Source organism: Flavobacterium gossypii, from assembly GCF_014138495.1.
Classification (GTDB): Bacteria; Bacteroidota; Bacteroidia; order Flavobacteriales; family Flavobacteriaceae; genus Flavobacterium; species Flavobacterium endophyticum.
Genome location: NZ_JACJIS010000004.1, coordinates 169,218 through 192,248, shown reverse-complemented (window position 1 = coordinate 192,248; position 23,031 = coordinate 169,218). Strand labels below are relative to the sequence as shown.

The 23,031-nt window shown below is 43.0% G+C and carries 19 protein-coding genes; 15 read left to right on the top strand and 4 right to left on the bottom strand.

What is annotated here, in order from left to right; translation table 11 throughout:
- Window positions 1-38: 38 nt before the first annotated feature.
- The 10 genes from GGR22_RS15560 to GGR22_RS15515 all read left to right on the top strand — a co-directional run bounded on the left by GGR22_RS15560 (window position 39) and on the right by GGR22_RS15515 (window position 11,383).
- A complete protein-coding gene (locus tag GGR22_RS15560; protein ID WP_182494408.1) occupies window positions 39-2,342 on the top strand; it encodes an oxidoreductase in 2,304 nt (767 codons plus the stop codon).
- A 109-nt stretch (window positions 2,343-2,451) separates the two neighbouring features.
- On the top strand, window positions 2,452-2,814 hold the full coding sequence (locus GGR22_RS15555) for a four helix bundle protein (RefSeq protein WP_182494407.1): 363 nt from the start codon (window positions 2,452-2,454) through the stop codon (window positions 2,812-2,814).
- A gap of 74 nt (window positions 2,815-2,888) precedes the next feature.
- Window positions 2,889-4,502: an AMP-binding protein gene (locus GGR22_RS15550; protein ID WP_182494406.1), complete on the top strand. Its 1,614-nt coding sequence runs from the start codon at window positions 2,889-2,891 to the stop codon at window positions 4,500-4,502.
- A gap of 53 nt (window positions 4,503-4,555) precedes the next feature.
- Window positions 4,556-6,136: an FMN-binding glutamate synthase family protein gene (locus tag GGR22_RS15545; RefSeq protein WP_121377076.1), complete on the top strand. Its 1,581-nt coding sequence runs from the start codon at window positions 4,556-4,558 to the stop codon at window positions 6,134-6,136.
- Window positions 6,137-6,181: 45 nt separating this feature from the next.
- The gene (locus tag GGR22_RS15540) at window positions 6,182-6,613 is read left to right on the top strand and encodes an acyl-CoA thioesterase (protein WP_182494405.1); all 432 of its coding nucleotides are present in this window, start codon (window positions 6,182-6,184) and stop codon (window positions 6,611-6,613) included.
- A 30-nt stretch (window positions 6,614-6,643) separates the two neighbouring features.
- Window positions 6,644-7,624, top strand: coding sequence for a carbon-nitrogen hydrolase family protein (locus GGR22_RS15535; protein WP_182494404.1), 981 nt, complete (start codon window positions 6,644-6,646; stop codon window positions 7,622-7,624).
- A 112-nt stretch (window positions 7,625-7,736) separates the two neighbouring features.
- Window positions 7,737-8,345 carry a hypothetical protein gene (locus tag GGR22_RS15530; protein WP_182494403.1) on the top strand — a complete coding sequence of 203 codons (609 nt, stop codon included), beginning with the start codon at window positions 7,737-7,739 and terminating at the stop codon, window positions 8,343-8,345.
- A gap of 106 nt (window positions 8,346-8,451) precedes the next feature.
- Complete coding sequence (locus tag GGR22_RS15525; protein WP_182494402.1) at window positions 8,452-9,564, top strand: cupin domain-containing protein; 1,113 nt, start codon at window positions 8,452-8,454, stop codon at window positions 9,562-9,564.
- 94 nt (window positions 9,565-9,658) lie between these two features.
- Entirely contained in the window at window positions 9,659-10,570 is a 912-nt protein-coding gene (locus tag GGR22_RS15520) for a fumarylacetoacetate hydrolase family protein (protein ID WP_182494401.1), read from the top strand.
- 63 nt (window positions 10,571-10,633) lie between these two features.
- On the top strand, window positions 10,634-11,383 hold the full coding sequence (locus GGR22_RS15515) for a maleate cis-trans isomerase family protein (RefSeq protein WP_317125123.1): 750 nt from the start codon (window positions 10,634-10,636) through the stop codon (window positions 11,381-11,383).
- A 228-nt stretch (window positions 11,384-11,611) separates the two neighbouring features.
- Here the strand turns inward: GGR22_RS15515 and GGR22_RS15510 are convergent, their stop codons facing one another.
- Window positions 11,612-12,328 carry a 3-ketoacyl-ACP reductase gene (locus GGR22_RS15510; protein WP_182494400.1) on the bottom strand — a complete coding sequence of 239 codons (717 nt, stop codon included), beginning with the start codon at window positions 12,326-12,328 and terminating at the stop codon, window positions 11,612-11,614.
- 217 nt (window positions 12,329-12,545) lie between these two features.
- Here GGR22_RS15510 and GGR22_RS15505 point away from each other — a divergent pair, with 217 nt between their 5' ends.
- Window positions 12,546-13,067 carry a thioredoxin family protein gene (locus GGR22_RS15505; RefSeq protein WP_182494399.1) on the top strand — a complete coding sequence of 174 codons (522 nt, stop codon included), beginning with the start codon at window positions 12,546-12,548 and terminating at the stop codon, window positions 13,065-13,067.
- Between the two features lie 57 nt (window positions 13,068-13,124).
- On the opposite strand, the gene GGR22_RS15500 is transcribed toward GGR22_RS15505, so the two are convergent.
- The 3 genes from GGR22_RS15500 to GGR22_RS15490 all read right to left on the bottom strand — a co-directional run bounded on the left by GGR22_RS15500 (window position 13,125) and on the right by GGR22_RS15490 (window position 16,750).
- A complete protein-coding gene (locus tag GGR22_RS15500; protein ID WP_182494398.1) occupies window positions 13,125-15,395 on the bottom strand; it encodes a multicopper oxidase family protein in 2,271 nt (756 codons plus the stop codon).
- Window positions 15,396-15,453: 58 nt separating this feature from the next.
- Window positions 15,454-16,296 carry a DUF3347 domain-containing protein gene (locus GGR22_RS15495; RefSeq protein WP_182494397.1) on the bottom strand — a complete coding sequence of 281 codons (843 nt, stop codon included), beginning with the start codon at window positions 16,294-16,296 and terminating at the stop codon, window positions 15,454-15,456.
- A gap of 85 nt (window positions 16,297-16,381) precedes the next feature.
- The gene (locus tag GGR22_RS15490; protein WP_182494396.1) at window positions 16,382-16,750 is read right to left on the bottom strand and encodes a hypothetical protein; all 369 of its coding nucleotides are present in this window, start codon (window positions 16,748-16,750) and stop codon (window positions 16,382-16,384) included.
- Between the two features lie 302 nt (window positions 16,751-17,052).
- Between GGR22_RS15490 and GGR22_RS15485 the strand changes: the two genes are divergently transcribed.
- From GGR22_RS15485 to GGR22_RS15470, 4 genes are all read left to right on the top strand, one after another.
- A complete protein-coding gene (locus tag GGR22_RS15485; protein WP_182494395.1) occupies window positions 17,053-19,149 on the top strand; it encodes a glycoside hydrolase family 97 protein in 2,097 nt (698 codons plus the stop codon).
- A 140-nt stretch (window positions 19,150-19,289) separates the two neighbouring features.
- A complete protein-coding gene (locus GGR22_RS15480; protein WP_121377088.1) occupies window positions 19,290-20,090 on the top strand; it encodes a TIGR00266 family protein in 801 nt (266 codons plus the stop codon).
- A 54-nt stretch (window positions 20,091-20,144) separates the two neighbouring features.
- Complete coding sequence (locus GGR22_RS15475; RefSeq protein WP_182494394.1) at window positions 20,145-20,600, top strand: DUF2750 domain-containing protein; 456 nt, start codon at window positions 20,145-20,147, stop codon at window positions 20,598-20,600.
- A 25-nt stretch (window positions 20,601-20,625) separates the two neighbouring features.
- Window positions 20,626-23,031: a mechanosensitive ion channel family protein gene (locus tag GGR22_RS15470; protein ID WP_182494393.1), complete on the top strand. Its 2,406-nt coding sequence runs from the start codon at window positions 20,626-20,628 to the stop codon at window positions 23,029-23,031.

Here is a 23,031-nt window from a genome sequence, read left to right as displayed (position 1 = left end):
CCTGACAGGGTACGGGTAAAGATTAAAAAGATAAAAAAATGAAAATAACCGTAATAGGTGGCGGTCCCGGAGGACTCTACTTCTCCATACTATCCAAAAAAGCGAATCCGGAATTCCAGATCGACGTCTACGAGCGCAACAAGGCCGACGATGCCTTTGGCTTTGGCGTGGTTTTTTCGGACGAGACGCTGAGCGAGTTCCTTACGCGCGACCCTAAGTCCTATGAGCTGATCCGCAGCCGCTTTGCCTATTGGGACGATCTTGATATTGTGCGCGACGGCGAAAAGGTACGCATTACCGGAAACGGCTTCTGCGGCTGTTCCCGTAAGACCCTGCTCCAGCTCCTGCAGCAGCGCTGCCAGGAAGAAGGCGTCGGACTGCATTTCGACCACAATGTCGACGACCTGTCGCAGTTTAAGGATTCTGACGTAATCGTGGCCAGCGACGGCATCAACAGTGCCATACGCGACCAATACCCAGACGATTTCGGCACTACTTCGGTACTGCAAAAAAACAAGTTTGTCTGGATGGGCTCAACGCGTCCGCTGGATGCCTTTACCTATTTTTTCAGGAATACGCCTTACGGCCCTATCGTGGCCCATACCTACCAATACGAAGAAGGAAAAAGCACCTGGATATTCGAGACCTCGCCACAGACGTGGGAAAAGGCAGGTTTTGTGACTGAAGACGAAGAAGGTACCATTGAGAAACTGTCAGAACTTTTTAAAAAAGAACTCGACGGCCACGGACTGATCTCCAACAAATCGCACTGGAGGAACTTTCCTGTTATTACCAATGCCGTATGGCACAAAGACAATATTGTGCTGCTGGGCGATGCCAAAGCTACCGCACACTATTCTATCGGCTCGGGCACCAAGCTCGCGATGGAATGCGCCATAGCGTTGGCCGATGCCATTGCAGCCCATCTGAACGACATACCGCAGGCTTTCCAAGCCTACGAAAAGAACCGACGCAAGCGCGTCGAGATGATACAGCACGCCGCCAAGGTTTCTTTGGAATGGTTTGAGGACATCGACAGGCACATCCAGCAGGACTTCTTGCCGTTTGCCTTTGGCGTCATGACCCGCTCCAAGAAAGTCACTTTTGAGAACCTTGCCATCAGGGATGCTTCATTTACCGATGCGGTGCTTAAGGAATTCAATACGGCCGTAGCGAGCGAGAACCTAAAAACCCCTCCGGCTTTTACGTCCTACCAGTTGCGCAAGATGCACTTGAACAACCGAATCGTCATGGCTCCGATGGAACAATATACTGCCAAAGACGGCCTCGTGTCTGACTGGCATTTGGTACATTACGGCAGCCGTGCCATAGGCGGTGTCGGCCTTATCCTTACGGAAGCCGTAGCGGTTTCCGAAGAAGGAAAAATTACTTTAGGTTGCCCGCTAATAAACACTCAAAAACAGATAGATAGCTGGAAAAAAGTTACGAGTTTCGTACACCAAAACAGCAAGACCAAGATCGGCATCCAACTCGGGCATTCCGGAAGAAGAGGCGCTGCAAAAATGCCTTGGGAAGGCTATAACGAACCGTTAGAAAATCCATGGGAATTGCTTTCTGCTTCTGCCATCCCATACAGTAGCAGGATGCCAGTGCCTAAAGCAATGGACCGACAGGATATGGATATCGTAATGGCACAATTTGCACAAGCCGCAAAAAATGCCGAGCAGGCTGGATTCGATATGATCGAATTGCAGGCCCATCATGGATTCTTGCTCGCCTCGTTCCTATCGCCGCTGACGAATACCCGTAACGACGAATACGGCGGAAGCACAGCCAACAGGCTGCGATTTCCGTTAGAAGTATTCCATGCCGTCAGAGAAAACTTTGATACCGACCGTCCGATATCCGTAAGGATTTCGGCTTCCGACTGGGCCGAAGGGGGCATCACGTCCGAAGAAGTGCTAGAAATAGCCGAAGCCTTTAATAAAGCCGGAGCCGACATCATCAACGTATCTTCAGGATATACCGTCAGCCATCAAAAACCCGCCTATGGCAGGATGTACCAGACGCCTTTTTCAGACGCCGTACGAAATTCTGTTCACGTACCGACGATTACGGCGGGGTCCATACAAGACATCGACCAGATCAACACCATCATCCTGAACCGAAGAGCCGATTTGGTAGCCCTAGGAAGGCCGTTATTGCTAGACCCGGGCTTTGTCAGAAATGCACAGGCTTACGAACAGTATCCCGCAGAAGACATCCCGCAGCAGTACGAAGCAGGAGTCTCGCATCTTTATCCGTATAAGCTGAGCGAAAGAAAAGCTGTAGAAGGAATGAAGAAAGCGTTGAAACCGGAAAGTCATAAAATTACGAATTAGGAATTATGAATTTCAAATTTGTATACTAATTGATAATTGAAAGTTGAATAATTTATAGTTCATATAATTCGTAATTCGTAATTCCTAATTAATACTTAATCTATTCGCCATGAAAACCAACAACATCATCCAAGCCAAAAGCTACAACTTTGCTGTAAGAATCATCAAGACCTATCAGTTTTTAGGTCATGAAAAGAAAGAATATGTAGTAAGCAAGCAGCTTTTGCGGTGCGGAACATCAGTTGGAGCCAATGTAGAAGAAGCCCTGGGCGGACAGTCTCGAAAAGATTTCTTTGCCAAGCTATCAATCGCCTACAAAGAAGCCCGAGAAGCACACTATTGGATCCGGCTGCTAAAAGATACCGGATATCTAACCGCCCACCAACACCAAAGCCTGCTCCATGATGCAGAAGAATTATTAAAAATAATCGGCTCCATACAAAAAACAATACGCAACACCACGAATTCCTAATTCCTAATTTGAAATTCGCAATTTAAAGTCAACACTAATTCCTAATTTAAAATTCGTAATTCGTAATTAAAAAAATGTATTTAGATAATTTCGCCCACAAGCACCTCCCTTCTCAAAAGCTGCAGCCAGAGTACATCTACAGCGATCCTGATTTTCAGCTTCCTGAAGACCTGAACTGCGTAGAAAGGCTATTGGACAACCATATCAAGGAAGGACGCGGGCAGCACATCGCCATCCGTACTTTCGAGAAGACATGGACTTATCAAGATCTGTATGAAAAAGCCAATCAGATAGCGCATGTCTTGGTCGATGATTTGGGATTGGTTTCTGGCAACCGCGTACTGATACGTTCTGCCAACAATCCGATGTTTGTGGCCATCTGGTTTGCAATACTCAAGGCTGGAGGCATCGTGGTCGCTACCATGCCGCTGTTGCGCGAAAAAGAACTGGAAGTAATGATCGACAGTGCCGAGATATCGCACGCCTTCTGTGACTATCGTCTGGAAGAAGCGTTGGCGGCCGTAAAATCTCCTTTCTTAAAACAGTCCATTACATTCGACGGTACGGAAAATGGCACGTCGAAGCTGGAAACCCTGATGCACAACAAGCCAAAGGAATTCCAGAACTTCCCAACCAAAGCCGATTCGGTCGCCCTTATAGGATTTACTTCCGGAACTACCGGAAATCCGAAGATGACATCCCATTACCATAAAGACATATTGCTGATCTGCGAAGCCTTTCCTAAATATGCGCTACAGCCCGTGCCAGAAGACATTTTTACAGGCAGTCCGCCGTTAGGATTCACGTTCGGATTAGGCGGCCTTGTGCTGTTTCCATTTTATTTCGGGGCATCCACCTTCCTTATCGAAAAGCCGTCGCCAGAACTGCTATTGCAGGCGATACAAGACCGTAAAGTCTCTATCGTATTCACGGCACCTACAGCCTGGAGGATATTGGCAACCAAGGCAGCCGACTACGATATCTCGTCGTTACGGAAATGCGTATCTGCTGGAGAAACGTTGCCTGAAAAAGTCTGGGAAGACTGGTACGAAGCCACAGGATTGAAAATCATCGACGGCATCGGCGCTACGGAAATGCTGCATATCTTTATCTCTTCTAACGAAGACAATATGAAAAAAGGTGCTACCGGACTTCCGATACGGGGTTATGAAGCCCGTATTGTAGATCGAAAAGGCAACGAACTCGGTCCTAACGAACCGGGAAGGTTGGCCGTAAGAGGAATCACGGGCTGCAAATACCTGAACCGCACCGACAAGCAGAAAGAATACGTTCAGGACGGCTGGAACCTGACTGGAGATATCTTCCGCAAGGACGAAGACGGCTACTACTGGTTTGTGGCACGAGGCGACGACATGATTATTTCTTCGGGCTATAATATTGCAGCCATCGAGGTTGAAAGCGTATTGCTCAAGCACGATGACATTTCTGAATGTGCCGTGGTAGGATTGCCTGACGAAAACCGCGGTATGCTCGTATGTGCTTATATCGTATTGTCCGATAAATCCAAAGCTTGCGAAGAATTTGCCAAGACATTGCAGGACTGGTTTAAAGAGAATGCAGCACCTTATAAATATCCTAGAGAAGTGCGTTTTTTAGACAACCTTCCGAAGACCGAAACAGGAAAAATACAGCGATACAAATTGAAGGCAATTAGCAAGGGAAATTGATTAAAAATTACTAATATTATGGCTGGTAATTTATAATAAAACAGAGAGAGTATATGAGAAAAGTATTTGTAGTATTCAGCATCACGTCGTTGGCCATTATTGGCATCATGACCTACATCAACTGGAAGGCAAGCTTCCTGCTATTGATATTCATTCCTTTGATAATCATGGGATTCTATGACATGTTTCAGTCCAAGAAAACCATCCGAAGAAATTTCCCGCTTGTGGGAAGGATGCGCTACCTGCTCGAGTCGCTAGGACCGGGCGTACGCCAATACTTTATTGAAAGCGATTTGGACGGCAAGCCTTTTAACCGTCTGGAACGCAGCCTTGTCTACCAGCGAAGCAAAAAAGAAACCGACTCTAACCCTTTCGGAACCCAATTAGACATTTACGAAGTAGGCTACCAATGGATCAACCATAGTATCAAGGCCATTCCGTTTTCGAAGGTCAATAGCAATCCGAGAGTACGCATCGGGTCTTCGCAATGCGAAAAGCCGTATGATGCCAGCCTTTACAATATCAGCGCCATGAGTTTTGGTTCCTTGAGCAAGAACGCCATACAGGCACTGAATGCCGGAGCCAAGCAGGGCGGATTCTATCATAATACAGGTGAAGGAGGACTTTCACCTTACCACCTCGAAGGCGGCGATGTCGTATGGAATATCGGTACGGGCTATTTCAGCTGCCGTGACGACGACGGAAATTTCTCTTATGAGCAGTTTGCCAAAAGAGCCGTATTGGACAACGTAAAGATGATCGAGATCAAATTCTCGCAAGGTGCCAAGCCAGGACACGGAGGTATCCTGCCAAAAGAAAAAGTAACCGATGAGATTGCCGCCATACGTTTGGTAGGTAAAGGAAAAGACATTATCTCGCCTCCTACCCACTCTGCTTTCTCTACGCCGCTGGAGCTAATGGATTTTATCAAGCTGTTGCGCAAAGGATCGGGCGGAAAACCTATCGGCATGAAGATCTGTATCGGGAACAAATCTGAATTTATTGCGATCTGCAAAGCCATGGTTCAGACAAAAACCTATTTCGACTTTATTACCGTAGACGGCGGTGAAGGCGGAACCGGAGCGGCACCACAGGAATATTCAGACCACGTTGGCATGCCGTTGAGAGACGCTCTAGCCTTCGTATACGACTGTCTAAAAGGCTTTGGCATCAAAGACCAGATCAAGATTATTTGCAGCGGCAAGGTCATTACTGGTTTCGATATCATCAAGACATTGGCAACCGGAGCCGACCTCTGCAATTCTGCCAGAGGAATGATGTTTGCCTTGGGCTGTATCCAAGCCTTGGAATGCCACGCGAATACCTGTCCGACAGGAGTCGCAACACAAGACCCGAGATTAGTAAAAGGACTGGTACCGGAAGAAAAGAGCATACGTGTTGCCCGTTTCCAGCACGAGACTGTAAAAAGCGCCATGGAACTGATGGCTTCTGCAGGAATCTGCCACCCGGATGAAGTAGACCGAAATGTTGTCAGCATGAGAGTTGACAGGACTAAGATACAGACGTTTGCAGAAACGTATCCGGAGCTTGACAGCGGCTGTCTGTTGGATGAGAATGCGCTTCCGGAAAGCTTCCGTTATTTTTGGAAGAAAGCCACAGCAGAAAGTTTTTAAGAACAATAAAAAACATAAAACCCACTATGTAGTGGATTAGAGAATATGAGCAATTATTTTATAAAAGAAGAAAAGATACGTTTCCAGCATGTTGATTATGCAGGAATTGTCTTTTATCCCCGATTTTTGGAAATGCTAAACGCATTGGTTGAAGACTGGTTTGAAGAAGCGTTAGAGCGTCCGTTTTCAACCATACACGAAACGAATGGCATTCCGACCGTCGACCTAAAAGTACAGTTCAAAAAGGCCGCCCGCCTCGGAGAGACTCTTACCAAATACCTATGGGTCAAAAATCTGGGTGGCGCCTCCGTAAACTGCGGCTTCCGATTTAAGGATGCAGAAGGAAATACCTGCCTTGAAGGCGAAGTCACCTTAGTGAATGTCGCTATCAGCAAAGACCGAAACGCTATCAAAGCCGAGCCTTTTTCCGAAGACATGAAAGAGAAAATAACGCCTTATATCGTATCCGAATCTTAAGAAGCTAATTCATAATTCATAATTAAAAAAATGGAGTTCCCTAAATTCAAAGCCGCCGCAGTACAGACCTCTCCGGTATTCCTCGATGCAGGAGCCACGGCAGACAAAGCTGTCGCATTCATCAAGGAAGCCGCTGCCAACGGAGCTGCTCTTGTCGCATTTCCAGAAGTGTTTATTGCCGGCTATCCGTATTGGAACTGGATTATGACTCCGGTACAAGGCAGCAAATGGTATGAGATATTGTACAAGTGCTCAGTAACTGCCGATGGTCCGGAAGTACAAAAATTGTGCAAGGCAGCCAAAGAACATAATGTGCATGTCGTCATCGGAATCAACGAAAGAGGCACTAGCTACGGCGAAATCTACAATACAAATCTGATTATAGATAACACAGGAAAGCTTATCGGAAAGCACAGAAAATTAGTTCCTACGTGGGCAGAAAAGCTTACTTGGACAAGCGGTGACGGTTCTTCGCTAAAAGTTTATGACACGGAGATAGGTCCAATTGGTACATTGGCCTGTGGCGAAAACACGAATACCTTGGCGCGTTTTACGCTATTATCGCAAGGCGAGCTTATCCATATTGCCAATTATATTTCCTTGCCTGTGGCACCGCCTGATTACAATATGGCAGAAGCTATAAAAATCCGTGCCGCCGCACATTCTTTTGAAGGAAAGCTGTTCACGGTCGTGTCCTGTTCTACCATTTCTAAAGAAATCATGGACGTATTGAAAGAAGATGTGCCGAATGTAGAAGAACTATTGACAAGAAAGAATTCTGCTTTTTCTGGAATTATAGGTCCAAATGGCACCGTGGTAGGCGAACCGCTGATTGACGAAGAGGGAATCGTATATGCTGATATCGATTTATCGAAATGCATACAGCCGAAACAGATGCATGACATCTTGGGGCATTACAATCGTTTTGATATTTTCGACTTGAGAGTGAACGTCGCTCCGACAAGAAAGATTACTTTTATTGATACTCATGAGGAGTTTCATAAAAAATAAATATCCTTTTTCTTCGATATTCTACCCTGACAGGGTTTTGAACCCTGTCAGGGTAGAATATCGGTACCGAAAGGAAAGTGAATAGCAAAAAATAATTTAAACGCCATACAAAATGAAAATACAACCGCTAGAACCTGGAATGTTCTATCACGTCTATAATCGTGGAAATAATGGAACTGATCTTTTTTATGATACAGATTGCTACTATCATTTTTTAAGATTGTATGAAAAATATATGAATCCGGTAGCAGACACCTATGCTTGGTGTTTGTTGGGAAACCATTTTCATTTATTGGTATATATAAAAGCAGAAGATGAGATCGATACCAGCAAGCTGGAATATTCGACAGTTGAAAAGCCGAAGGTCGTCAATGCATCCAAACAGTTTTCGCATCTGTTCAATGCATACACTCAGGCTATAAACAAGCGTTTCAAAAGAACAGGGAGCTTGTTTGAAAGGCCATTTCACAGGAAATTGATATCGTGTGAGGATTATTTCCAGAAACTGATCTATTACATCCCCAATAACCCTGTGCATCATGGTTTTTGTAAGAATATAAGCGAGTATCCATGGTCTTCCTACGGAAGTATTGTTTCCGAGAAGCCGACGCAAATAAAAAGAAAAGAAGTTATTGATGCTTTTTATGATTTAGATAATTTTATAGCGTATCATAATCAGGATCAAAATTTGTTTGATATTGATAATTTGATAATAGAATAAATATATATCTAGTTATACCCACCACCCTGACAGGGTTTTGAACCCTGTCAGGGTGGTGGGTGTCAGATACCGAATATCGAAATAGAAGACTAAAAAACAAAAAAATATGGAATCAAAATTCAACGACGACGTAATCGGAAGAGCCCGAGTCCAGACCACTCCGGAATTGGAAGCCTACTATAAAGAACTAGAAACCTTGGGTGCCGGAGCCTTATGGACCGTGGCCAACGACATCGAGCCATGGGAGCCACGTACTTCTTCTGTTCCTATGCTTTGGAAATACGAAAGCCTGAGAGAGCTGGTACTTAAATCTTCTGAACTGGTGACACCAGAACAGGCAGGACGCCGCGTAGTGTATCTGGTCAACGACAAGCGCAAAGATGTCAGCGCAGCAGTAGGCTGGCTGTATACAGGAATACAGGTAACGCGCCCTGGAGAAAGCACTTCGGCCCACCGACACAAGGCATCGGCTCTTCGCTTTATCATGGAAGGCGAAGGAGGCTACACTGTAGTAGACGGCAATAAGATTACATTTGAAGTCAATGATTTTGTGATTACTCCTAACAGTACGTGGCACGAGCATGGTGTCGCAGAAGACGGAAAGACCTGCATCTGGCAGGACGGCCTGGATATTCCGCTAATCAATGCACTCGAAGCGAATGACTATGCCGTATATGACGGAAAACAAGACTTAAAGCTCCCTGTTAACTTTTCACCTTTAACATATGGAAATTCAGGATTATTGCCAGCAGACAAAATCTGGGACAAGCCCTATTCGCCGCTATTTAAATACTCGTGGAAAACGGTCTATCCTGCCCTGCTAGAAGCCGCAAAAGTAAACGAAGGATCGCCTTATGACGGCATACTGATGCATTATTCTAATCCAGTTACTGGAGGCCATGTCATGCAGACTATGGGTGCTTCGATGCAATTATTGCGTACCGGAGAGCATACAAAAGCACACCAGCATACTGGTTCTTTTGTGTACCAATGTGCCAAAGGGAAAGGCTATTCGGTCATCAACGGAAAACGCTACGACTGGAAAGAAAGAGATATCTTCTGCATTCCGTCATGGGCTGTGCATGAGCATGTAAACCTATCAGAAACGGAAGATGCCTGCTTGTTCTCTTTTAATGACTTACCTGTCATCGAATCTTTAGGATTATACCAAGAGAGAGCTTATGAAGAAAATGGAGGGTTTCAGGTAGTGGAGAATTAAAAGTCTTAAAGTCAAAAGTTAGAAAGTCAAAAGTTGGAAAGTCCAAAAGAGAAAAGAAAAATACGATACAATCAAACCTTAGTACTACAATAAAATGAAATTAGTTACTTTCACGCATAAAAATTCAGATCCGAAGCTTGGAATTTTCAATAATGATACGGTTCTTGATCTTGAAGCCTTCGGGCACAAGCACAATGAGGAGTTTCCAAAGACCATGTTGGAACTTATCGATAAGGGACTGGAAGAAGTCAGCAGAATTGCCGAAATAGTAAAGACTTCTTCTGAAAATGCCATAGCCTCAGCTTCGCTTCCTTTGAACGAAATAAAGCTGCTGGCACCGATTCCGAAGCCTAGAAAAAACATTATCGGCATCGGACTGAATTACACAGAACACGTAGCGGAATCGGCAAGGACATTAGATACGTCAAAAGAACTGCCGCAGCAGCCTGTTATCTTTTCTAAGCCGCCAACAGCAGTCATCGGAACTGGTGAAGCCATTCTCCACAATACCAAACTGACACAGCAATTGGACTGGGAAGTAGAATTGGCCGTAATCATCAGCAAAAAAGGAAAATATGTAGCCAAAGAAAATGCTATGGATTATGTTTTCGGATATACCGTCATCAACGATATCAGCGCCAGAGACTGCCGTCGTGCGGGACAATGGATTGTTTCTAAAGGACAAGATACTTTTGCTCCTATGGGGCCTATTTTGGTAACTAAAGACGAAATTGAGAATCCGCACAACCTGAACTTGTCGCTGACCGTCAATGGTGTCGAAAAGCAGAATTCCAATACCAAATACATGCTTTTCAATATTCCTGATTTGATTGAAGACTTGAGTACTGTCTTCACGCTTGAAGCGGGAGATATTATTGCAACGGGAACGCCAGCCGGAGTCGGTGCAGGAAGAAATCCGCAAGAATGGATGTGGGATGGCGATGTGGTAGAAGCTACCGTAGAAGGTATCGGAACATTAGTCAATACCATCAAGAAAACCCAGTAAGCCTTACGCTTTATGACCTTTGACATTATGACTTTAGACTTTACAACCTTACACTAAAAAAGAATGAAAAAATATAAAATAGGCCAGATCGTACCTTCGTCTAACGTAACTATGGAAACGGAGATTCCTGCATTGTTTCGTTCTAGAGAAACGATAGCGCCAGAACGATTCACGTTCCATTCCAGCAGGATGCGAATGAAAAAAGTAACCAAAGAAGAACTGGAAGCCATGGATGCCATGAGCCTGAAATGCGCTCAAGAACTTTCGGATGCGCAGGTAGACGTTATGGGCTATGCCTGTCTTGTCGCTATTATGAGCATGGGGCGCGGCTACCATTGCGTTTCGGAAACCAACTTGCATGAAGAGACCGTAAACAACGGCTTCCCTACTCCTATCGTGACGAGTGCTGGAGCACTTATTAACGGACTAAAGGTTCTTGGAGCAAAAAAAGTAGCTGTCATTACACCTTACATGAAACCGTTAACTCAATTAGTCGTTGATTATATCGAGCATCAAGGATTTGAAGTTGTTGATTTTGTCGCGCTCGAAATAGCCGATAATTTGGAAGTAGCAGCGCAAGATCCGATGAACTTATTGCAGATTTACAAGCAGCTGAACTTAAAAGATGTGGATGTATTGGTAGCATCGGCTTGCGTACAGATGCCATCGTTGGAAGCTGTAGACCTAATCGAAAAAGAAATAGGTATTCCTGTGACTACTGCTGCCATCTGTACCACATATGAAATGATGAAAAAGCTAGGACTGGATACGAAAGTACCTATCGGAGGCGCACTACTTAGCGGAAAATATTAATAATTCTATCTTAAAATACTAAAGAACTTGAACGGAAATAGCTAACTTTAAGGAAAACCTTAAAAACCTATACCATGAACGGATTCTTTAAAACCATACTGGCCGGATGGGGAGCCAAAAAACTTGGAGGCGGATGCCTCGGTACCATCATCTTATTCTTTATTATTTATTGGCTGTTAGGCTATCTTTAAAATAAAAAAATCCCTTCGTTTGAAGGGATTTTTTTATTTAAGGATTTGTAGACCATAGTGAAGCAGACTTCAACAATGCCCTTCTATTCAATTTTAGCTGGGCTACGACCAGTTCGGCAAAGTCTTCTGGCTGCAGTACTTTTTCTGGATTGCCGTCCGTGATATTTAAAGACAGCGACATTTCTGAAGCAATCGTGCTCGGCATCAAAGCAGAAACGCGGATATTGTGTTTTCTTACTTCCATCATCAGCGCTTCTGAAAGTCCGGCCACTGCAAATTTTGAAGCGGTATAAGCCGTCGTGTTGGCATTTCCTCGAAGGCCAGCCGTAGAAGAAACGTTGATAATATCGCCTGTATTTCTAGCAATCATCCCTGGAAGCACTTGGTGTGTCACATGGTAGATTCCCATGACGTTGACGTTCATGATTTCTTGCCATCGGGCCGGATCCATTTCTAAAAAGCTTCCGAATGAAGCAATACCTGCGTTGTTGATCAAAATATCTATGGTTCCGAAAGCTTCGTGAATATAGGCGATTCCTTTTTTTACTTGCTCAAAGTCGGACACATCAAAAACGGAGTAGATTGCTTTTACGCCAAAGGCTTGTAATTCGGCCACGACCTCAAGCAGCGTCTCTTCATTCCTGCCTGTAATTGCTACATGAACGCCTTCGGCTGCCAATGCTAATGCGGTGGCTTTTCCAAGTCCGCGGCTTCCTCCCGTTATTAATGCTTTTCTTCCTTGTAATTGTTCCATTTCGATAAGTGTTTTGGGTTTCTATACGATGACAAAGTTAGCCAATGCTCGTGGATTGGAATATCTTTTAACTTTTTGTTCGGTCCAAATTATTGCTCTTGGTTAATTTTTATAAAAAGGCAAGGAAATGTGACGGCTAATAATTAAGTTTGTTATTAACCAACTTCTAGGATTTTTACAATCCTTAATTAACTCGTAGAACACTAATTACAACATTATGAAATTAAAAACCTTACTGCTCTGCCTGCTTTTTGTGGGAGCCATGACACAAGCAACTGCACAAGAAAGTGCCGACAAGATTCTCGAAAAAGCTTTTGCACAGGCAAAAAAAGAAAAGAAAAACATCTTTGTGATGTATCATGCTTCGTGGTGCAAATGGTGTAAAAAGATGGAAAACAATATGGAAGACCCGAGCGTCAAGCCTTTTTTTGACAAAAGCTATGTGACGACTTTTTTAGTAGTGCAGGAATCTAAAGACAAGAAAAATCTTGAAAACCCTGGTGCGGAAGACATCCTGAAAAAATACAAGGCAGACAACAGTGGCATTCCTTTTTGGCAGATTTATGATGCTAATGGAAAATTATTGGCTGATTCGTTTAATGCCAAAGGCGAAAACCTAGGCTGTCCGGCTACCGTTGAAGAAGTCGCCGAATTCACTGACAAGCTGAAAAAATCATCAAAGCTTAGTGAAAAAGACCGCAAAAAGATTGAAGATATCTTCGTGCTAAAGAAAAAATAGACAAATAAAAAGCCTCCTGATTGCTCGGGAGGCTTTTTATTTTTAGGCTGGATACTATCAATAATTGAAGACTGCTCCGACACCAAAGCCCATATCGCTGTCATAGTGCGTACGGATGCCCATATTTTTATTGATTATATATCGGAGATCGAACATATATTCTAAATCGGTGTTGGCCATAAAACCGGCTCTCAATCTTTTTGAGATTGGAATATCTTCGCGCATCAAAGACAAGCGCGCTATGCCGTCATGATATACTTCTGCTTGAAAGTTGACCAGCATCGGCAAGGTGTATATGACTCCCAAGCTTACGGCACTTCGGCTGTCTTTTTTATTTTTTTGTCCGAATATATTTTTCTCATGCTCGTCTTCTCCCATTTTGCGGTAGCGCCAGTCAAAACCTATAAAAGGCATCAGCCATTGCATCTTGCCAATATACCTGCCTACATGCGTTTCTACTTCATAACCGTGCATATCGTTATAGCCTAGACGCCATTCTGTACCTACAGACCATCGTACATTCTGAAACATGGCATCGCCATCATTGCCATTGGTTGCAAAATCATTTTGGGCCATAAAATGCGGCATATTGCTTTCTTCTTGCAGCATCTTATAAGCCATTTCTTTATCAGGAAGTAAAGGATTTTCGTAATCGCCTACTTCAAAAACACGATTCATCCCCGCCATCATATGATACAATATATGGCAGTGAAAGAACCAGTCGCCTTCTTCATTGGCCAAGAATTCGATAGTATTGGTTTCCATCGGCATGATGTCCATTACATTTTTTAGCGGTGCATTTTCGCCTTTGCCGTTGATTATCCTAAAATCAAACCCATGCAGGTGCATCGGATGCCGCATCATGGAATTGTTATAGAGGGTGATTCGTAGAACTTCTCCTTTTTTTACTGGAATCTTATCGGTTTCTGAAAGGATTTTATTGTCCATGCTCCAGACATACCGATTCATATTTCCAGTAAGCACAAATTTCAATTCCCGTATCTGCGCTTCTTTAGGAAGGACTGTATTGTGAGGTGATTGAAGCATGGCATAATTTAGAGTTACTATATCACCTAAAGCGTTGGCGTTGTATCGATTTGGGTCGTTATCCTTATTCATTCCGTGCTGGCTATGATCCATTTTTTGTTTGGTTTCTCCTGTGATTTCGGGATACATTACCACGTTCATGTCCATTTGGTTTAGACTCATCTTCATTCCCATATCGTCAAGGTCGCCATTCATTTTCATCATATCGTTCATCATCTTCATGCCTTCAAAATACTTTAGTCGGGGAAGCGGAGAAATAAGTTGTTTCGTACCATTTCCGATAAAATAACTTGCGGATTGCGTCCGGTCTTCTGTAGTTGCTAAAAATTCATAGGCCAATCCTTCTTCGGGAATCGTGACTACCACATCGTAAGTTTCCGACACAGCAATTATCAGCCTATCGACTTCTACAGGCTCGACGTCATTGCCATCGCTTGCCACTACCGTCATTTTGCCTCCAGCATAACGAAGCCAGAAATAGGACGATGCGCCGCCGTTTGAAATACGCAACCGTACTTTATCGCCTGCCTTTAATGCTTTGCCATCAACCGTTTTGAGGTCTGTAGAATGATTTCCATTTATCAATATCTTATCATAATAGACATCGCTTACGTCCATCGCCATCATGCGCTTCCATTCGTTTTTGAGTTTGGTCTTGAAATGGCCTTCTCTTATCGCTTCTGCGTAGGATTGTGTCGCTCCTTTTTTTATGGCAGCCCAATCGTTAGCATTATGGAGCATTCTGTTGATATTGTCGGGATTAAGATTCGTCCATTCGCTTAGCATGATTGGAACGGTTGGAAGATCGTCTATTCCTTTGCGAAAGGTTGTATCGTCATTGCGTTTCTTCATCACAAAATTACCATACATCCCAATCTGTTCCTGCAAACCGGAATGAGAATGGTACCAATGCGTTCCATTTTGTATAATCGGAAAACGGTAAGTATAAATAGTTCCAGGCGGAATAGGTTCTTGCGTAAGAAAGGGCACGCCATCTTCCTTGTTCGGCAAAAATACGCCGTGCCAATGCAATGATGTGCTTTCTTTCAATTCGTTATGTACTACAATTTCGGCCGTATCGCCTTCTGTAAACGTTAGTGTAGGCATCGGAATTTGTCCGTTTACTGCGATTGCCCGTTTTTCTTTGCCGGCATAGTTTACCAGCGTATCGCGCACATATAAGTCGTAACGTACGACCTTTTGTGCCTGCAGATGAACAGCTGTAAGCAATAGGAATACCGCTATAATTCCTGCCTTGGCATGATTATATTTTTTTGTCATTTCGCTATCTTTTAAAGTAATTGCCATGCAAAATGTGAGACTTCTGCATGGCACTTGCCTATTTGATCGTTTCAACTGTTTTTCCACACGTGAGCATCTGCGAACCATAATACGGATTTTTTACCGCGTTTTCTTTGCTCAGCCAATTGGCACCTTTGTTGTCATTCGCCATCGGACAGAATTGGTAGTAGACAGGTACTTCGTATTTTGAAACCTTAAGCAATTCATAGATACTTTTAGACAGGGTGATAAAATGATCTCTTTGGTGTTTTGCATCGGCAGTTTCAGAAATGTGTTCTGCATCTTCCTTCAGGTCGTTCAAGACTTTCATCCAAACGGTATGCTCATCTGCTTTCAGCTCATTCATCTTTACGGAACCGATCGCTTTTACTAAGGATTTTGCTTTTTCTGATGCCATCTTTCCGTCTGTTTTCACCAAAGCATCTTTTACGTCAAAATAGCTATCAAAAACGGATTTAAGCTGTCCTTTTTCCTGCGTTGCAGTAGGTGCTGGCATAGCATGTCCAGCATGGGCCGTTTCTGCTTTAGCTATTGTTTTTATGGGACGGTCGTATTGACAGCATTCCTGAAGCTTGGCATAAGCATCGTCTGGAGCACGAAAGGCATCGCTGTCATAGCCCGCCAAGGCAATACGTTTTAAGATGTCATCCAGATTGGTTGTTTTCTGGTCATAGGCTATAGACGCCATCTTGGTATCTTTGTTCCATTCTACTTTGGCAGTCTTGCTGACGTTTCCTGCTTTTTCAATTGTGCTTTTGCACATGTTGCAGTTGCCGTAGATTTTTACGGTTTCTTTTTTCTCGTTTTTGATTTGCGCCTCACAGGCCGTAAATGTAAATACCATGGCAATAACTGCCATTATTTTGGATAATGATTTCATCGTGAAAATTTTATGTAATGAGTATTATGTGTAAGCTTATAAATCGTTTTCAAAAAGACAGACGTATGGCTGTCATGAAAGGATCTTAGCTTATTTTAGGACGCAACCAGATGGAATAGAAACCAGAAGCAAAGTTGGTTGCTGCATAATAAAATTTTAATTTCTTTTCTGTGGAAGAAATTACATTATTGGAAAACTCCTGATTAAAAAAAACGGCAGCGCTCACAGAAGAAACGGGACATATACATGAAGAATGTCCGCATTTGCCTTTACAATTCTTATGATTGTTGTCTTTACAGCCATTGTTTTTTTCACAGCTGTCTTTCTTATGCTTGTGGGAAACCATTTCTTTAGAGCAGGCTTTTTTATGGGAACCTTTACTGCAAGCCCATGAAGACTCCGGTATCAAGAAGATTCCGAGGACGACCAGCAGTATGAAATAAAGTTTTCTCATTTGTCCATAAAAAGTAATTCCAAAATTAGAGATTTATTTTGAGTACTTCACTAATAAAGTGTTAAAACGATTTTAGAAAAATACTTCCGTTTACTTTTTTTGGGGTTTTAAGGCAAGATTGATAAAAATACTCCTGTCTGATGCCATAAAGGCCATTATTTATTTGAATTATAGTATTTTTGGCAGAACGTACTATCCAATAGGCTCGCAGTTTTTTATCATACTTATGAGGAAGTTTTTTGAAGAACACTTTTAGAGACTTGAGATTACAATCATCATTATTATTAACAAACTAAAATCCTATGAAAAGACTACTGTCAGCCTTTCTACTCGTGGCGTGCTGTGTTGCCAATGCCCAGCAGCTTGCCTCACCCGACCAGAACTTAGAATTAAAATTCGGTTTATCTCCAAAAGGAGAGCCTACCTATGAGCTTTCTTATAAGAAAAAAGCCGTGATCAAGACCAGCAAGCTTGGACTGGAAGTGAAAGGCGCTCCTTCTTTCCTTGACGGATTCCAAATCGACAAATCAGAAAAGAGTTCTTTTGACGAAACGTGGAGCCCTGTACTTGGTGAACAAAAAAACATACGCAACCACTACAATGAGCTTTTGGTAACATTGAGCCAAAAAGCTGTAAACGGCAGGTATATCCGTATTCGTTTCCGTCTTTTTAACGACGGACTGGGATTTCGATATGAATTTCCAGAACAGAAAAACCTAAATCATTTTGTCATCAAAGAAGAAAAGACCCAGTTTGCTCTTGCAGGCGATCACAAGGCTTTTTGGCTTCCGGGTGATTATGATACGCAGGAATACAGTACGGTAACTTCCAATCTTTCTGAAGTGAGGGGAAAGATGAAAGATGCCGTGACGCCTAATGCTTCACAGACTACGTTTTCGCCAACAGGATTGCAGACGCCTTTAATGATGAAAAGCAAAGACGGACTTTACATCAACATACACGAAGCATCATTGATCAATTATTCGTGCATGTCATTGAATCTGGACGACAAGAATATGATATTGGAATCATGGCTGACACCAGATGCCATTGGCGACAAAGGGTATTTACAGGCCGCTACGCAATCACCTTGGAGAACCATTGTAGTAAGCGACAAGGCAGCTGATATCTTGACTTCAAGATTAATATTGAACCTAAACGAACCTACCAAATACAAAGACGTTTCTTGGATCAAGCCTGTAAAATACGTAGGCGTTTGGTGGGAAATGATTACCGGAAAAAGCACTTGGGCGTATAATGATCTAGAAAGCGTACAATTGGGCATAACCGATTATTCCAAGACCAAACCCAACGGAAAGCACGCGGCTAATACAGCTCATGTCAAAGAATATATCGACTTTGCTTCCAAGCATGGTTTTGACGCCGTTCTTGTAGAAGGCTGGAACGAAGGCTGGGAAGACTGGTTTGGAAAATCGAAAGATTACGTTTTTGATTTTGTGACGCCGTATCCTGATTTCGACGTACAGGAATTGCACCGTTATGCTGCTTCTAAAAATGTAAAGATGATGATGCACCACGAAACATCTGGCTCTGTGAGAAACTACGAGCGCCACATGGACAAAGCCTACCAATTTATGGTTGATAACGGTTATAACTCCGTAAAAAGCGGTTATGTGGGCGACATCCTTCCTAGAGGAGAATTCCACTACAGCCAATGGATGATCGACCATTATTTATACGCCATCACAAAAGCGGCAGAATACAAAATCATGGTGAATGCGCACGAAGCCGTACGTCCTACAGGATTGAGCCGTACTTATCCTAATTTGATTGGCAACGAAGCTGCAAGAGGAACAGAATACGAATCGTTTGGAGGTAACAATGCCGACCATACTACGATATTGCCATTCACAAGATTGATGGGCGGCCCAATGGATTATACGCCAGGAATCTTCCAGACTAAAATCAGCGCCTATAATCCGGAAAACAATTCTTTCGTGCATACCACTCTTGCAAAACAGTTGGCATTGTACGTAACCATGTACAGTCCGTTGCAGATGGCTGCCGACTTGCCAGAAACATACAACAAATTCTTGGATGCTTTCCAATTCATCAAAGATGTGGCGGTTGACTGGGACGATACCTATGTGATTGAAGCCGAACCAGGCGATTACATCACCATGGCCAGAAAAGCCAAAGGAAAGAACGAATGGTTTGTAGGTGGAATTTCAGACGAAAATGCAAGAACGGCTAACGTCACTTTTGACTACCTTCCAAAAGGAAAAACCTATACAGCTACAATTTATGCCGACGGAAAAGATGCCAGCTACGACAAGAACCCGCAAAGCTATGCTATCAGAACCATCAAAGTAACCTCTAAGACCAAACTGCAGCAACCTATCGCACCAGGCGGAGGTTTTGCTATCAGCATCAAATAAGTACTACTTTTGTTTATCTTTTTAGAAATGGAGCAAGGCAACTTGCTCCATTTTTTTATACCTTTAATTTTCAAGGACGGACTGTAACATTTTGGCGGCCTCTCCTACTCATAAGGTAATCAAACCAAAAAACGATATAAATGACAGCACATGAAATTGACTACCACATCTATGGCGAAGAAATGCAGTATGTGGAAATAGAACTAGATCCGCAAGAAGCCGTCGTGGCAGAAGCAGGAAGCTTTATGATGATGGACAGCGGCATTGCCATGGATACTATTTTTGGAGACGGCTCCAACCAGACCCAAGGCGTTATGGGCAAACTCTTTTCAGCTGGAAAACGACTCCTGACCGGAGAAAGCTTGTTTATGACCGTATTCCTAAACCAATACCACGGCAAGCGAAAAGTAAGCTTTGCTTCTCCGTATCCTGGCAAGATTGTTCCAATTGACCTGACCGAATATGGAGGCCGTTTTATCTGCCAGAAAGATGCTTTCTTGTGCGCCGCAAAAGGCGTTTCCGTAGGCATTGAATTCTCAAGAAAACTAGGGCGCGGACTTTTTGGCGGCGAAGGTTTTATCATGCAGAAGCTGGAAGGCGACGGAATGGCCTTTGTTCACGCTGGAGGTACCTTGGCTAAAAAAGAACTTGCTTCGGGAGAAACCCTTAAGGTAGATACTGGCTGTATCGTAGGCTTTACCAAAGACGTGAACTACGATATTGAATTTGTTGGCGGTATCAAAAATACTATTTTTGGAGGCGAAGGATTGTTTTATGCGACGCTCACAGGTCCTGGAATTGTCTACATACAATCGCTTCCATTCAGCAGATTGGCAGGAAGAGTCTGGGCATCGGCACCTCAAGGTGGCGGCAAAAGCAGAGACGAGGGCAGTATCTTAGGCGGTATCGGCAACCTTTTAGATGGTGATAACAAATTCTAGTCCCTAGACTTAAAATTATCAATTATATTTACCCTCACTATAACCGACCTACTTATGATCCAAGACATATTACAGCTACAGCAACGCCATGAGGAATTTATAAAGAAAATCTGCAAGACCGAAAAAGTGTACGGCCTTGAAAACCAAGTAGGGTTTGCCACCTTAGACTCCGCCAATTACGAAGACGAAAACGGAAAGTCCATGCCTGTTATGTGCTTTTGGTCAGACAGAAACGGCGCCAGGGCTTGTGCCAAAGACAAATGGAAATCCTACGAACCTTCTGAAATCCAGCTGGCAGAATTTATAGAAGAATGGTGTGTCGGAATGTACAACGAAGGCCTTTTAGCCGGAACTGATTTTGACGAGAACAAGCTGGGCAACGAAATCGATGCACTGGAACTGTTGCTGGAAATCGCTACAGAACTGCAATCACAGAACAAAGAACTGCAATTCAAAAAGTTTGAAAATCTTTCCGACCTGGAAGAGCAAATCCGAGAAATTTTAGAATAAATCCATACGCCTTTAATCCAATCTTATGAGCAAGAAAAAAAATAGCTACTCCACGCTGCCCTTTATCCTAAAGCCTTCTTTCGTAAAACAATTTCTATTGCTCTTTTTCCTCCTATCTGGAATCTATTCTTTCGCTCAGGAAAAAGCAACAGCACCCGCTAAGCCTGTAGCAGAGAAAGGCAAGCCTTCGATCTTTACAGACGATGAACTGGCTTCTAGCGATTATCTGGCTTCCATAGAAAGAGCTGGAGAGCTGTTGGACGATGCCAAAAATAAAGGAGCGCTTGATGCGAGCGTATTGTTTCTGCTGGGCGAAGTCCATCAGACCAAAGAAGCCTTAAAGCTTATCGATTCGAACCTTGGGTCCCAAAATAATGGCAACGTGCGCAACCAGCAGATGTACCGAAAAGTACTTTTGGAACTGCAGCAAAAGTTCGAGATTTACTGGAAAGCGCTGAATGAGAACGATGAAAAGATTGTGAAAATTAGAAAAGGCAACAAAAGCATTCTTAAGGATACCGTTTTTGCCAAGCTGATAAAAGATACCTTGCGTATTAATGAATTTCGTCCGCAGCTGAAAGACTTAAAAGCAAAATGGATTACAACGGATAGCCTGCTGAAAGCCAATATCGATTCGCTTAACAGCTGGAAAAAAGGCATTACTGAAAAAAGAATGCTGATTTCCAAAGACCTTATCCTTGTGAATGAACGCCTGAACAAATCAGGAGTTTCTCTTTTTGGCAGTGAACATCCAAACTTATGGAGCACCGACCAAAAAGCTAAAACGCAAGAAATGCAGGCCTATCTAAAAGATAAATTCAATGCAGAACAGAAGGCATCTGCCTATTATTTTAGTTACAGCTTGGGTAGTACCTTCATGCTCCTGCTCCTTGCCGGACTGTTATGGTGGTGGGTTAATTTCAATTTAAAATCCCTAAAAAAAGCACAACGGTTTGAAAACTTAAACGTATTCCAGTTCCGCTATCTGAATCACAGTACTATATTCCCTATCATCGTTATAGGGCTGAATATCGCGATTGCCATAAACCTGTATGCTCCTGCCCTGTTTATCGAATCCATGCACCTGGCACTTTTGGCAACATTGACTGTGCTATTCAAAAAGATATGGTCAGAAAAAGCATTCCGTAACTGGCTCCTGCTGGTTGTTCTTTTCGCTTTGTTCTGCTTCCTCGATCTTTTTGTAGAAATCAGCCAGTTACAGCGTTGCTTGTTTGTGCTGGTCAACCTTGCCTGTATTCGCTTCGGATTTGCCTACCTGCAGACTATCCGTGATGAAATGTATATAAAGGGTCTTTTAAAATATGCCAAAGTCCTGTTTATCAGCTTGAACATCCTTGCGGTACTTTTTAATCTTTTCGGACGCGTATCTCTAGCCCATACGCTGAGCCTAGCGGCTATCATCGCCTTGACGCAAGTAATCGCGCTTTCTGTTTTCTTGAAAATTATCTTAGAAATAATTACGTTGCAGATCTATACGATTCGTATCCGCAGGGGCATCGACAAGATTTTTGATTTCAGGAACCTTGAAAAGAACTTAAAAAAACCTTTCATGCTTCTTATTACTTATCTGTGGGTCATCGTTATCGCTTCGAACCTCAACCTTTCTAGCGTATTTTATGATGTCATCACTTCTATCGTAACGACAGAAAACAAAATCGGAAACTTTACCTTCACCGTCGGTAATATATTGCTTTTCTTGCTGATTGTCTGGATAGCCCATATCATCCAGAAATATGTAGCTTATTTCTTTGGAGAAATAGACGATGAAGATGAAGAAAGCGTCAACAAAAAACAGCATTCCAAGTTGCTTATTACAAGATTATTGCTTTTAATATTAGGATATCTATTGGCTATTTCGGCAGCCGGAATACCTTTAGACAAAATTACCATCGTACTTGGAGCACTAGGTGTGGGTGTTGGTTTGGGACTTCAGAATATCGTAAACAATTTTGTTTCGGGCGTTATCCTGATTTTTGACAAGCCGATACAGATCGGTGACGTAATTGATGTAGGTGCCCAAACCGGAAAAGTCAAGACCATCGGATTAAGAACGACCAAAATTGATACGTCTAATGGCGCTGAAGTCATCGTTCCGAACGGAAATATATTGTCACAAAATATCGTAAACTGGACGTATACTAATAACTCTAAACTGGTTGACTTGAGTTTTACATTGCAGGGAGAGATTTCTCAAGAAGCAATCAAGAAAACGATAATAGACTGCATCAGCACTATCCCGCTAATTTATTCTGAAAAAGAGCCACAGCTTTTTTACAGTTATATTTCGGATACCAAGCATCAGCTTAAGATTCAATTCTGGTGCAATATTTATAGGACGGAAACGGCTATCAGTGAAGCAAGGATTGCGCTGTATGACGGTTTTAAAAAACAGGGTGTTGTTTTTGAATAG